Source organism: Amycolatopsis sp. CA-211722, from assembly GCF_056828465.1.
This window is the reverse complement of the sequence record NZ_CP184752.1, coordinates 566,126-578,457: the sequence shown is the minus strand read 5'-3', so window position 1 is coordinate 578,457 and position 12,332 is coordinate 566,126. Positions and strand designations below refer to the sequence as shown.

The following is a 12,332-nucleotide window of genomic DNA, read 5'->3' as shown; positions in this document are numbered from 1 at the left end:
CACCTCTTTGTGCGTAGGGAATCAGCGAGAATTGCGGCGACGACGGCGCCGCTGGTCGAACCAGACCGCGGCGATCAGCACCGCGCCGACCGCGATCATCTGCCAGAAGTCCTGGACCTGCGTGATGTTGAAGCCCTTCTTCAGCACGGCCGGGATGAACACGCCGATCACCGTGCCCAGCACCGAACCGACGCCGCCGAAGAGACTCGTCCCGCCCATCACCGTGGCGGCGATGGCGTTGAGGTTGTCGGTGGTGTGCGCCGAAATCGTCGTCGACGCGTAGTACGCCAGCGAGAGGAAACCGGCGACACCGGCGAGGAAACCGGTGAGCGTGTACACCTTCAGCAGGTGCGCGGTCACCCCGATGCCCGCCCGGCGCGCGCCCTCGGCGTTGGAGCCGACGGCGTAGGTGTAGCGGCCGAATTTGGTGGTGTGCAACAACCAGGCGCCGATCAACGTGATCACCACGGCCACCAGCACCAGGTTCGGCACGCCGCCGAACGACGTCCCGTAGCCGAGCGTCTTGTTGAGCTCGGTCGGCACGCTGCGCACGTCGGACCCGTTGTTCAGCAGGTACGCGGCGCCGAGCGCGGCACCCATCGTGCCGAGCGTGACGATCAGCGGCGGGATGTTCGCCACCGCGATCAGGAAACCGTTGATCAGCCCCCAGATCGTGCCCGCGACGACCGCGGCCACGAGCCCGGCGGTGATGACGCCCCAGCCCGCTTTGGTGGCGTCACCGTCGGGGCTCAGCGCCTCCATCGTCTTGCCTGCCACCATGCCCGCGAAGATCAGCACCGAACCGACCGAGAGGTCGATCCCGGAGGTGATGATCACGAACGTCATGCCGACCGAGAGCACCAGCAGCACCGACGTCTCGATGAGCAGCGTCTGGAAGGTGAACAACGTCGCGAACTCGGCGGGCGCGATCGCGGTGAACACGATGATCAGCGCCAGCAGCACCAACGCGATCCAGAACGTGTTGGCCCCGATGAGCCGTTGCCCGATCGAACGCTTGCCGAAGCCACCGTCCACTGAGGTCTGGATCTCGGGGCCGTTCTTCGTCGGAGTGGACACGGTCACGCCGCCTCCTCTTGTACGAGGGCGCCCGTCATCGCGGCGACCAGGTCTTCCAGTTTCGTGTCCGCGCCGGTGAACCGGGCGACGCGTTTGCCGAGCCGCAGCACCTCGATCCGGTCGGCCACCGACAGCACCTCGGGCATGTTGTGGCTGATCAGCACGACGGCGATGCCCTTGTCCCGCACCTTCTTGATCACGTCGAGCACGCGTTCGCGCTGCACGACGCCGAGCGCGGCCGTCGGCTCGTCCATGAACACGACCTTCGACGCCCAGACGACCGAGCGCGCGACGGCGACGCTCTGCCGCTGCCCGCCCGAAAGCGAACCGATCGGGACGTCGGTGCTCTGCAGGGTCACGCCCAGCCGCTGGAACTCCTCCACGGCCTGGCGTTTCATCTCCTTCTTGTCCAGCATCCCGAGTTTGCCGAGGATCCCCTTGCGGTGGATCTCCCTGCCGAGGAACAGGTTCGCGGCCGGGTCGAGTTCCGGGGCGACCGCGAGGTCCTGGTACACCGTCTCGATGCCCATCCGCCGTGCCGTGGTGGGGGAGTCGAGCACCACCGCCGAGCCGTCGAGCAGGATGCTGCCCGACGTCGGCTGTTCCGCGCCGGACAGGCATTTGACCAAAGTGGACTTCCCGGCGCCGTTGTCACCGATCAGCGCGGTGACCTCACCGGCGCGGGCCTGGAAGGACGCGCCGCGCAGGGCTTCCACCGAGCCGTAGCGCTTGACCAGGTTCTGTGCGTCGAGCAGGAGTTCGCTCACGATCGCTCCCTCGTCTCGGGTGCCGGCGGCCGGCAGCGGATGACCGTGACGTCACCCTCCACAGTGGATTGACCGGCGTCGTGCGGGACCACGTACGTCTCGCCCTTGCGCAGCGCGTACTCGCCGCCGTGTTCGGTGCGGAGCGTGCCCGAGCCGTCCATGACGACCAGCACCGCGAACGACGGATCGAGTGACAACGTTGTCGCCCTACCCGAAACAGCCGGACGGAGCTGGTCGGCGCGGAAGAACGCGTCACTGCCGTCGGCGAGCAAGTCCACAGTGGACGCTTCGTCACCGGCGGTCCGCTTGACGATCGAGCCGAGCCGTTCTTCGTCCCAGCCCGTGGTGTCCAGGGTTTCGATGGCGGTCTCGAAGCCGATGCCGAGGTGCGCCTTCTCCGGGTTCGCCAGGAAGTCGCGCCATTCCAGGGTCAGCGAGAAGTCGGTCGGCTGCTGGAGCTCGACGACGAACACACCTTCGCCGATCGCGTGCGGCAGGCCCGCCGGGATGTAGACCGTGTCGCCGGGGGTGACCGCGACGCTGTTCAGCGCCTCGAGCATGGCGGGCGCGTCCTGGGTGCGGGCCCATTCGTTGACGGTCCCTTTGTCGACGGTCTCCTTGAAGCCGGGGTAGACGCGCGGGTCGTCGCCGTAGGTGCCGACCACGATCCATGCCTCGGTCTTGCCGAAGTGCGAGTCGAAATGGCGTTTGGCGAACGAATCGGACGGGTGGAAGTGCACGGGCAGGCGCTGGCCCGCGTCGAGCAGCTTCACCAGCAGGCCGGTCGAATCGCCGAGCGCCTCGACATGCTTGGCGCCGAGCCACGCGGCCGGGTTCTCGCGGACGGCGTCGCGCAGCCAGACCCCGCTGGGCAGCTTGGTCAGGCCGTTGGTCTCCTGGCCGAACATCGTGGTGGCCGAGCCGACCCAGTCTTCGGGTCCGAATTTGGACTCCGACGGGGCGCCCCGCAACGCGGCGATGGCGTCCCCGCCGCGGTAGAACTGCGGCGGCTGGTTCGCCGGCAGGCGGATCGGTTCGAGGTGACCGCTCATGAAGGCGCGACCTCCCCGGAACCGCGGGCTACGAGATGCACGGGCAGAACTACCTTTCTCGGTGCGGATTGATCTCCCTGGACCCGGGCGAACAGCAGTTCCGCGGCCGCCCGGCCCAGTGCGCTCACGTCGTGCGCGATCACAGAGACCGGCGGATCCAGCAGATCCGCCAGCTCGAAGTCGTCGAAGCTGATCATCGCGGGACGCCGCTCCGCGTGCGCCAGGGCGCGCAGCAGGTGGACGGCGACCCGGTTGTTGCCCGCGATCACGGCGGTGGCCGGGTTCGGCCCGGTGAGCAGCCGTTTCACGGCGTCGCCGACGCTCTCGGCGGTCGGCGTCCGCATCATGACGAGGTGTTCGTCGAAGGGGATCCCGTTGCGGACGCAGCCTTCCCGGAACCCGCGCAGGCGTTCGCCCGCGGTGAAGATGTCCGGGCTGTCGGCGAGGAACGCGATCCGGCGGTGACCGTGTTTCGCGAGGTGGGCGACCGCTTCGACGGTGCCGCCGATGTTGTCGACCAGCACCGTGTCGGCCAGGATGTCGCCGGCCGGCCGGTCGAGGAACACCACGGGCGTACCCGCGCGCATCTCGGGGACCAGGTAGCCGTGCTGCATCCCGGCGGGGACGACGAGGATCCCGTCGACCCGGCGGGAGCAGAACTCCAGGACCAGTTCGCGTTCGCGGTCGGAGTTCTCCTCCGACGAACCGGTCAGCACCTGGCGGCCGAACGAGGTCGCGATGCGCTCCACGGCCCGGTTGAGCTCGGAGTAGAAAGGGTTTCCGACGTCCTCGACGATCAGGCCGATCGTCCCGGTCGTCGAGCCGCGCCGCAGGTTCCGCGCGCCGAGGTTGCGCCGGAACCCGAGCTGCTCGATCGCCGCCATGACGCGCTCCGCCGTGTCCGGATGGACGGCGGGCTCGTCGTTCACCACTCGCGAGACGGTTTTGATGCTCACGCCCGCGAGCCGGGCCACGTCACTCATCGTGGCCCGTCGGCCGGTGGTGCGGTGGCCGTTGTCCGGTCCGCTGGAAGACAACGTTGTCATAGTGGCCGGAATTGAACGCCAGCGACGCCGCCGTGTCAATGCCCGGTTCGTCCTGGAGGCGTCTTCCGAAGTCGAACCGTTACCCGTGCCGGGGCTGTGGCAGGGTCTTGTCCGATCGAGGGGAGTGCGGAATGCCGTATGTCGAAGCGTCGGTGCGCAGCAGGCAGTTCGTCGCCGCCGCGCGCGAGGTGATGCTGCGCGACGGCGTCACCGCGACGACCCTGCGGGCGGTCGCGGCCCAGGCCGATGTCCCGCTCGGCACGCTGCAGTACGTCTTCTCCAGCAAGGAGGCGTTGCTGCGCGCGGTGATCGAGGACGTGGTCGAGGAGATCTCGACCGTGCTGACCGGGACGGTCGAACTCGACCGCGGGCTGGCGCACGCGATCCGCCAGGGGCTCACGAGCTTCTGGTCGGAGCTGGTCGCTGATCACGTCAAGCTGCAGCTGATGCAGGGCGAACTGCTGCACTACGCGCTGCGGAAGCCGGGACAGGAGAGCATGGCGAGCTGGCAGTACCGGCGTTACGTCGCGGTGCTGACCGACTGGTGCCGGGAGGCCGCCGTCCACGCGGGCGAGACCTGCGCGCTGCCCTACGACCGGCTCGCCAGGGTGATGCTCGCCGGCGTCGACGGGCTTATCGCGCAGTACGTCTGCGAACCCGACGACGAGCGCGCACGCGCCGATCTCGACACCGTGATCGCGATGCTCGTCGCTGCGGCCGATATCCGGTCTGTCTGACGTCCGACCTGGTTCGTTGCGAGTGGTCGTCGCCTGCCCTAAGCTCAAGTCATACGACTGACTGAATTGCGGAGGATGGCGAATGGACACGACGGTCGTGGTCGTCGGCGCAGGGTTGTCCGGGCTGGTGGCGGCGCGTGTCCTGCGTCGGCGAGGCGTCGAAGTCGTCGTACTGGAGGCCGCGGACCGGATCGGCGGGCGGGTCCTGAGCGAGACGACCGCGCTGGGGTCCCGGCTCGACCTCGGCGGGCAGTGGATCGGAGCCGATCATCACCGGGTCAGGGCGCTGGCGGCCGAATTCGGCGCCACCGAATTCCCCATGCGCACCGGAGCACTTCCCGGATTGATCGAGGCGGGCAAGCGGGTGCCGCTCTGGTCGCCCGCCCTGTGGCCCGCCGGCCTCGCACTGGTCGCGGCGGGCGTGCTGAGCAAGACGGGAACGCCGAAGCGGTGGAACCGCACGACTCTCGCTTCGGTGCTGCGCGCGGTGCCAGGCCGCCGGGCTCGCGGATTGCTGGAGGCCGTCGCCGCCGTGTCGTGGACCGCCGACCTCGACCGTTTCTCCGTCGAAGCGATGACCAGGATGATCCGCGCGCAGGGCGGCTTGCGGACCATGCTCTCGACGGACGGCGGAGCCCAGGAGGCCTTGCTCGCGGAGGGCATGGGGGCGCTCGTCGACGGTCTCGCCGCCGAACTCGGCCCACGGGTACGGACCGGGGTGCCGGTCACCTCGATCGTCCGTGACGGCGACGGGGTCACCGTGCGGGCCGGGGCGGACGACTTGCGGGCGGCGAAGGCGATCGTCGCCGTACCGCCGCCGGTCGGCGCGCGGATCTCGCACGAGCCCGCCCTGCCGCGACCGCGACTCGATCTGGAGAAGGGCAGCTACATGGGGATCGTGCACAAGGCGATCGCGGTCTACGACCGGCCGTTCTGGCGGGAGCGCGCGAACGGCGAGTTCCTCGTCCTGGACGGCCTCGGGCACGCGGTGTTCGACACGACCGCTCCCGGCGGGCCGGGGCATCTGTGCGTGCTGGTCGGCGGTCCCCGGGCGCGGCGGCTCGACGGGCTGGACGCCGCGGCTCGCCGGAACGCGCTGCTGCGTCCGCTGGTCCCGCATCTCGGCTCCGCCGTGCTCGAACCCGTGGGCTGGCACGAAAAGGCTTGGCACCTCGACGAACACGCCGGCGGCGGTTACACCGCGCTTCCCGTGCCGGGCGCGACCGACGGTTTCCCGCCGCTTTCGTCCGCACCGGCCGGGCATCTGCATTGGGCCGGTTCGGAAACCGCCCGCGAGCACCCGGGCTACCTCGACGGCGCCATCGAGGCGGGTGAACGCGCGGCGCGAGAGGTGGCCGAAGCCCTCGGGTGAGCTTGTCCTGAATTGGACAGGGTTTGGCGGACCTCTTGACCAGGTGGTCTGTTCTTGTCGAAGGTGAGCAGGCAGCGACAACGTTGTCAGGAGGCGGCTTTCCCATGCCTGCACGCACTTCGACCCGCGTCGCCGGGTTCCTCACCGCGCTGGTCGTTCCCGCCGGGCTGCTCACGCCCGTCGCGGCGGCGGCGCCCGGTGGCGACCCCGTGGACGCGGTCAACACCTTCATCGGCACCAAGGACGACGGCAACACCTTCCCCGGCGCTTCGGCCCCGTTCGGGATGACGCAGGTCAGCCCGATCTCGTCGCATTACGCCGGCTACCGCTACGACGACACCGCGATCCGCGGCTTCGGGCATTTCTTCCTGTCCGGCGCGGGCTGCTGGGAGCAGGGCGGCCTCGTGTCGACCCTGCCCACCACCGGGGCGGTCGGGCCCGGCGCGGCGTTCGACACCGCGAAACCCGAGACGTTCGACCACAAGAAGTACGCCTCGCCGTACACGCACGAAGGCGAGGTCGGGAAACCCGGCTACTACAAGGTACGGCTCACCGGTTACGGCGGCGTCGACGCGGAGACCACCGCGACCACGCGGACCGGTGTCGAGCGGTACACCTTCGCGAAATCGGGCGACGCGAACGTTTTCGTGAACGTCGGCCAGGCCAACGACAAGGAACCGGTGACGGCGAGCCAGATCCGCGTCGTGGGTGACCGGACGGTCGAGGGAATGGTCGAGTCGCAGGCGTTCTGCGGTGGGAAGCCGTACAAGACCTGGTTCACCACGACGTTCGACAAGCCGTTCCAGTCCTTCGGCACCTGGTCGCCGACGGGCGGCACGCCGGGCTCGAAGGAGTCCGCCGGTGGTGAAGGGCTGCGCGGCGCGTGGCTGACCTTCGGTGGCGGGCAGGTCACCGCGACGACGGCGATCTCCCATGTGGACGCTTCCGGCGCCCGGCTCAACCTGGCGTCCGAGAAAGGCCGCTCGTTCGACGCGGTCCGCGACGGTGCCCAGCGCGCCTGGCGCAAGGAACTGTCCTCAGTGGACATCAAGGGCGGTGCGAAGGACGACCGCACGGTGTTCTACACCTCGCTCTACCACGCGCTGCTGCAGCCGTTGACCGGCAACGACGCCGACGGCCGCTACCGTGGGTTCGACGACAAGATCCACCGCGCGCTGGGCTGGACGTACTACGAGTTCTTCTCGTTGTGGGACACCTATCGCACGCAGAACCAGCTGCTCGCGCTCCTGCGGCCGTCGCGGGCGAAGGACGTCGCGAAGTCCGTGCTCGCCATCCACGACCAGGGTGGCTGGCTGCCGCGCTGGGCCTACGCGAACCAGGAGACGAACACGATGACCGGCGATCCGGTCACCCCGTTCCTGGTCGACCTGTGGCGCTTCGGTGCGCTGTCGGGTCAGGAATTCAAGGCGTACCAGGCACTCCTGCGGAATTCGCGCGAGATCCCGCCCGCGTCCTCGCCGTTCCAGGGCCGCTCGGGCAACGCGAGCTACCAGAAGGACGGGTTCGTCCAGTACGACAAGGACTTCCCGAAGAAAGGGCAGGACACCGACCCGAACCACGGCGCTTCGGCCACGCTGGAATACGCGCTCGCGGACTGCTCGCTGTCGATCATGGCCGCCGGACTCGGCCGGAAGGACGACGCGAAAGCCCTGTCCCACAAGGGACGCAGCTATCGCACGCTGTGGGATCCATCGGTGACCGATCGCGGCTTCACCGGGTTCTACCGGCCCAAGGTCGAAGGCGGCGCATGGTTCAGCCCGGCGGACAAGCCGTACACCCCGCAGAGCCCGGACGGGTTCCACGAGGGCACGTCGTGGCAGTACCAGTGGCTGACGCAGCAGGACGTGCCCGGCCTCGTCGAGCGCATGGGCGGCAAGGAGAACGTCGGCAAGCGGCTCGACGACTTCTTCGCCTACGGGGACCTGGTCGAGGACCCGGCGAAGACCGTCCGCGAGGAATGGGTCGTCGGCCCGTACAACTACTACAACCAGTTCCGCTACAACCCGAACAACGAGCCGGATCTGCACTCGCCGTGGATGTACACGCTGACCGGGCAGCCGTGGAAGACCTCGGCCGTCGTCCGCGCCGCGCACACGTTGTTCACCAACGCGCCCAACGGGGTCACCGGCAACGACGACCTCGGGACCATGTCCGCCTGGTACGTCTTCAGCGCGCTGGGGCTGTATCCGGCGGTGCCGGGCACCGGGCAGTTCCTGCTGAACGCGCCGCGGTTCGAGAAGTCCGTGGTGCACTTGGAGAACGGCCGTGACGTCACCATCAAGGCGGACGGCGCCGACGGGTCGAAGCTCCAGTACGTCCAGGGACTGGGATCCGGCTCGCAGCGGGCGTATGTCGGGTTGGAACAGTTGACGCGCGGGACCACTTTGGACTTCGAGCTCACCGGAAATGTGGCCGAGGCCACCTGGGCGACCGGCCCGGAAGGCGCGCCGAAATCGCCCTGCGCCGGGTGATCCGAGTGGTTTAGACCGGTTCGTGCCGGGGGTCGTGAGCAGCATCACGACCCCCGGTGTTCCGGTGAGGGCCGTCACGCCTCACACTGGTATTACCACGTCCGACAGCGCTGTTGACGTTCTTGGCGAGTCCGCCTTGGACAGTGCTCGTCGGACGTAGTCATGTGTGCACGCATAGTGGTGAGACCCCACAGGAGGAGAAAGTGTCCAGCAAGGCCGCTCTAGTATTCCGCGTGGCCGCGGTAGCCGAAGCCCTCTCGTGGGCCGGGCTGCTGGTCGGGATGTTCCTCAAGTACGCCGTCAAGCTCGGCGAGGGCGGCGTTCCCGTCCTCGGCATGGTGCACGGCGTCGTGTTCGTCCTCTACGTGCTGGTCTCCCTCTCCGTGGCGAAGCCGCTCGGCTGGCGCCCGAAGACCCTGATCCTCGCGCTGCTGTCCAGCATCCCGCCGCTGTTCACCTGGCTGTTCGAGGCCTGGGCGCTGCGCAACGGCAAGCTCGACGGCCCGCAGCGGCTGTCGCACGGTGGGGTCGGCCTCTTCGCCAAGACCCCCGAAACCGCCGCCGCCTGATTCTTTAGCGCGTGAAGGCCCCCTTCCCTCGGCTGAGCCGAGGGAAGGGGGCCTTCACGCGCTTCCGGGGTTATTCGGTGAAGTCGCCGGTGGCCTTGCGGACCTTGGTGAGCAGGTCGGTCAGCTGCTCGGTCTGCTTGCCGGTGAGCCCGGTCAGCCCGAAGTCGATCTCGGTGACCGCCTTCGTGGCCTCTTCGCGGCGTGCGCGGCCTTCGTCGGTGATCTCGACCAGCGTGGTCCGGCGGTCGGTCGGATGCGGCACGCGTTTGACCAGGCCGTCCTTCTCCAGCCGGTCGACGATGTTGGTGACGCTCGTCGGGTGCAGCTGCAGCCGCTCGCCCATCACGCGCATCGGCAGATGGGACGCGCGGGCGAAGGTCAGCAGGACCAGCGCTTCGTACCGGGCGAAGGTCAACCCGTGCGGTTTGAGCGCACCGTCCACCGCGGACTGGATGATCTGTTGCACGCGCATGATCCCGGTCACCGCGGCCATGGTCTCGGACGGCCCGATCCGGGCCTCCCACAGCTGCGCCGCGCGGGCGATCGGGTCGAACGGCAACGGACGGCTCATGGCGCTCGAAGTTACCAGCGGGTACCCGTGCCATGCCGCACCACCGGGTGTTATGCGTGGAAAAACCGTCTGAACGAGGAGCAGAAGATGATCGTGGCCTTCAGTGTCAGCCCGTCCGCGGCCGAGGAGGACGGCGGGGTCAGCGAGGCCGTCGCCCGCGCCGTGAAAGTGGTCCGCGAGTCCGGCCTGCCCAATTCGACCAACGCGATGTTCACGAACATCGAGGGCTCCTGGGACGAGGTGATGGACGTCGTGAAGCGGGCCGTCGAGGCGGCGGGCCAGGGCTCGTCACGGGTCGGGCTGGTGCTCAAGGCCGACATCCGCCCGGGTTACGAAGGCCAGCTGACCGCGAAGGTGGAGCGCGTCGAGAAGCATCTGAGCGGCGAGTAGTCCGCCTCCGGCGCTGCCCGGAAGTCCGTTGCCCGTCCAGGACGCCGTCGGTGTCCTGGACGGTATGAAAATCCTCAAGAGACTCTTCGCGCTCGTGGTGGCGGCGGTGGCGCTACCGGTCCTGCTGGCCGCGCCGGCGCACGCCGTCCGGATCGAAATCCGGGACGGCTTCGAGAACAACCCGCAGCGGAACTGGCGGACCATCGACTGGGGCGGCGGCCGCGCGGGCTTCGACACGGGATTCGGCCGGGGCGGCTCGAGCAACGGCTGGCTGAACGCCGGCGCGCCGGCCATGTTCGCCGCGATGGAGACCACGGTGCCCGTGAACACGCCCGAGGGCGCGCACTGCGTCTTGGACATCTACGCCTTCGCGCTGAATCCGGACACGCGGAAGCTGATGTTCATCCTCAGCAGTGACGGTCAGACGGTGCAGAACCCCACCCTGGCCATCAGTGGCGCCGGCTACGGCGCCGTCGGCTTTACGTTCGTCAACAGCGGGGCGCACACCCTCGGCCTGGCCATCTACCTGCCCGGGAACAACCGGGACCAGTGGGCCCGGCTCGACGACCTGACGATCAGCTGCTTCTGGTGACCGGTCAGGGGAGCGGCGGCGTGAAGGAGACCAGCCACAGCTTGTCCTTGACCGCGATGGCCACCGGGTAGCCGAAGGAGCTGCCGTCGCCCAGTTTTCCGCTGACGGTCGCCGAAGTCGGCGCGAGATCGTCCGGGGCGAACTTCACCGTGACGTCGTGGGCGCCGCGTTCGGCCAGGGCGTCGATATAGGACTTCGCGAAGTCGCCCGCCGACGCGGGCGGGTAATCGATGAGTTCGGAGAGGGCCTCGACGTCGTGTTCGTTGAGTGCGGCGGTGAGGCCCTCCCGGAGCTGCCCGGGACTGGCGACACCGGGATCGGGCTGATGGGCGATCAGGACCGTGATGACGCTCACCCACGTGACGGCGATGGCGATCGCGACGGCCACCGTGGCCGTCCTGCGTGTCGGAATGTCGATCACCCCCTCGTGGCGAGCCTGCCGGAACACCGGCGTCCTGCCAAGCGGGCAGCCGGGGGCATGCGGTGAAACACTCGGGGATGCGTGCCAGGATGGAACCGTGACACACCCACGCGGATCAGCATCGAAGACGGCGGCCCTCTCCGCCGCGCTTTCCGGCGCGGTCGACCTTTCCGCGCTCAAGGCGCGTGCCGAGGCGCCCCGGCAACAGCCCCCCGCCCCGCCGCGGCCCGCGGACGGCGCGGCGCCGAGCGGCCCCGCCACGGCGGCCTCGGTGATCGACGTCACCGAGGCGACGTTCCAGGCCGAGGTCGTCGAGCGCTCCCTGCAGCAGCTGGTGGTCGTCGACCTGTGGGCCGAATGGTGCGGCCCGTGCAAACAGCTCAGCCCGGTGCTGGAGCGCCTCGCCGCCGAATCCGGCGGTGCCTGGGTGCTCGCGAAGGTGGACGTCGACGCCAACCCGCGCATCGCGCAGCTCTTCGGCGCGCAGTCGATCCCGACGGTCATCGCCATCGGCGGCGGCCAGCCGGTCGACGCGTTCTCGGGCGCGCTGCCCGAACCCGAGATCCGCAAGTGGCTCGGTTCGCTGCTCGACGCGCTGCGCGACCGGCTGCCCGGGATCAAGGCCGCCGAGCAGAACGGCGGCGGTGTCGAGGTGCCCGAGGACCCGCGGTTCACCGAGGCCGAGGAGGCCTTCGAACGCGGTGACTTCGCCGCGGCGCAGGCGGCCTACGAGCGCATCCTCGACGTCGAGCCCGCGAACGAGGAGGCCAAGACCGCGCTCGCGCAGGTCAAGTTCACCGCTCGCGCCGAGGCGGCCGGCCCGGACGCGATCGCGAAGGCCGACGCCGACCCGGCCGACCTCGACGCCCAGCTCGCCGCCGCCGACCTCGAAGTCGCGGGGCAGCAGCCCGAGGCGGGCTTCGCGCGGCTGATCGCCGTCGTGCGGCGGACCGCGGGCGACGAGCGCAACAAGGTGCGGGAGCACCTGGTGGCGCTATTCGACCTGTTCGACTCGGCGGACGAGCGAGTCATGAAGGCGCGCCGGGACCTGGCGAGCGCGCTCTACTGAGGTTTCTTGCGGTACTTGGGGCGGGCGCGTCGCCGTTCGCTCTCGGTATGTCATGAAAGGGCCGTTCAGGACATATTCCGTCCTGAACGGCCCTTTCATGACATTCGGGCCGGCCGTCGCGCTCCGGTCCCGTCGGTGGAGACGGTCCGCGACCCCCGGACGCCATGAACGGGACGT

General features: G+C 69.0%; 13 protein-coding genes. 7 read left to right on the top strand and 6 right to left on the bottom strand.

Annotation, left to right across the window (positions count from 1 at the left end):
* Positions 1-21: 21 nt before the first annotated feature.
* From ACOCEP_RS02770 to ACOCEP_RS02755, 4 genes are read right to left on the bottom strand one after another with little or no spacing between them, the layout of a single operon-like run.
* Positions 22-1,083 carry an ABC transporter permease gene (locus tag ACOCEP_RS02770; protein ID WP_073848166.1) on the bottom strand — a complete coding sequence of 354 codons (1,062 nt, stop codon included), beginning with the start codon at positions 1,081-1,083 and terminating at the stop codon, positions 22-24.
* On the bottom strand, positions 1,080-1,844 hold the full coding sequence (locus ACOCEP_RS02765) for an ATP-binding cassette domain-containing protein (RefSeq protein ID WP_240600420.1): 765 nt from the start codon (positions 1,842-1,844) through the stop codon (positions 1,080-1,082). The genes ACOCEP_RS02770 and ACOCEP_RS02765 overlap by 4 nt, the downstream gene beginning before the upstream one ends.
* Positions 1,841-2,896: a class I mannose-6-phosphate isomerase gene (locus ACOCEP_RS02760; RefSeq protein WP_482335594.1), complete on the bottom strand. Its 1,056-nt coding sequence runs from the start codon at positions 2,894-2,896 to the stop codon at positions 1,841-1,843. The genes ACOCEP_RS02765 and ACOCEP_RS02760 overlap by 4 nt, the downstream gene beginning before the upstream one ends.
* Entirely contained in the window at positions 2,893-3,879 is a 987-nt protein-coding gene (locus tag ACOCEP_RS02755) for a LacI family DNA-binding transcriptional regulator (RefSeq protein ID WP_482335593.1), read from the bottom strand. The genes ACOCEP_RS02760 and ACOCEP_RS02755 overlap by 4 nt, the downstream gene beginning before the upstream one ends.
* 194 nt (positions 3,880-4,073) lie before the next feature.
* Between ACOCEP_RS02755 and ACOCEP_RS02750 the strand changes: the two genes are divergently transcribed.
* The 4 genes from ACOCEP_RS02750 to ACOCEP_RS02735 all read left to right on the top strand — a co-directional run bounded on the left by ACOCEP_RS02750 (position 4,074) and on the right by ACOCEP_RS02735 (position 9,112).
* Positions 4,074-4,679, top strand: coding sequence for a TetR/AcrR family transcriptional regulator (locus tag ACOCEP_RS02750; RefSeq protein WP_482335592.1), 606 nt, complete (start codon positions 4,074-4,076; stop codon positions 4,677-4,679).
* Between the two features lie 82 nt (positions 4,680-4,761).
* Positions 4,762-6,051, top strand: a complete 1,290-nt coding sequence (locus tag ACOCEP_RS02745; RefSeq protein WP_482335591.1) for a flavin monoamine oxidase family protein — start codon at positions 4,762-4,764, stop codon at positions 6,049-6,051.
* A 104-nt stretch (positions 6,052-6,155) separates the two neighbouring features.
* Positions 6,156-8,543, top strand: coding sequence for a GH92 family glycosyl hydrolase (locus tag ACOCEP_RS02740; protein WP_482335590.1), 2,388 nt, complete (start codon positions 6,156-6,158; stop codon positions 8,541-8,543).
* Positions 8,544-8,746: 203 nt separating this feature from the next.
* Positions 8,747-9,112, top strand: a complete 366-nt coding sequence (locus ACOCEP_RS02735) for a DUF3817 domain-containing protein (protein WP_482335589.1) — start codon at positions 8,747-8,749, stop codon at positions 9,110-9,112.
* 70 nt (positions 9,113-9,182) lie between these two features.
* On the opposite strand, the gene ACOCEP_RS02730 is transcribed toward ACOCEP_RS02735, so the two are convergent.
* A complete protein-coding gene (locus ACOCEP_RS02730; protein ID WP_037341773.1) occupies positions 9,183-9,683 on the bottom strand; it encodes a MarR family winged helix-turn-helix transcriptional regulator in 501 nt (166 codons plus the stop codon).
* An 87-nt stretch (positions 9,684-9,770) separates the two neighbouring features.
* On the opposite strand from ACOCEP_RS02730, the gene ACOCEP_RS02725 reads away from it, so the two are divergent.
* Positions 9,771-10,073 carry a thiamine-binding protein gene (locus ACOCEP_RS02725; RefSeq protein ID WP_482335588.1) on the top strand — a complete coding sequence of 101 codons (303 nt, stop codon included), beginning with the start codon at positions 9,771-9,773 and terminating at the stop codon, positions 10,071-10,073.
* Between the two features lie 64 nt (positions 10,074-10,137).
* Positions 10,138-10,665, top strand: coding sequence for a hypothetical protein (locus ACOCEP_RS02720; RefSeq protein WP_482335587.1), 528 nt, complete (start codon positions 10,138-10,140; stop codon positions 10,663-10,665).
* Between the two features lie 4 nt (positions 10,666-10,669).
* On the opposite strand, the gene ACOCEP_RS02715 is transcribed toward ACOCEP_RS02720, so the two are convergent.
* Entirely contained in the window at positions 10,670-11,086 is a 417-nt protein-coding gene (locus ACOCEP_RS02715) for a hypothetical protein (RefSeq protein ID WP_482335586.1), read from the bottom strand.
* Between the two features lie 97 nt (positions 11,087-11,183).
* Between ACOCEP_RS02715 and ACOCEP_RS02710 the strand changes: the two genes are divergently transcribed.
* Positions 11,184-12,155 carry a tetratricopeptide repeat protein gene (locus tag ACOCEP_RS02710; protein WP_482335585.1) on the top strand — a complete coding sequence of 324 codons (972 nt, stop codon included), beginning with the start codon at positions 11,184-11,186 and terminating at the stop codon, positions 12,153-12,155.
* Positions 12,156-12,332: the final 177 nt, after the last annotated feature.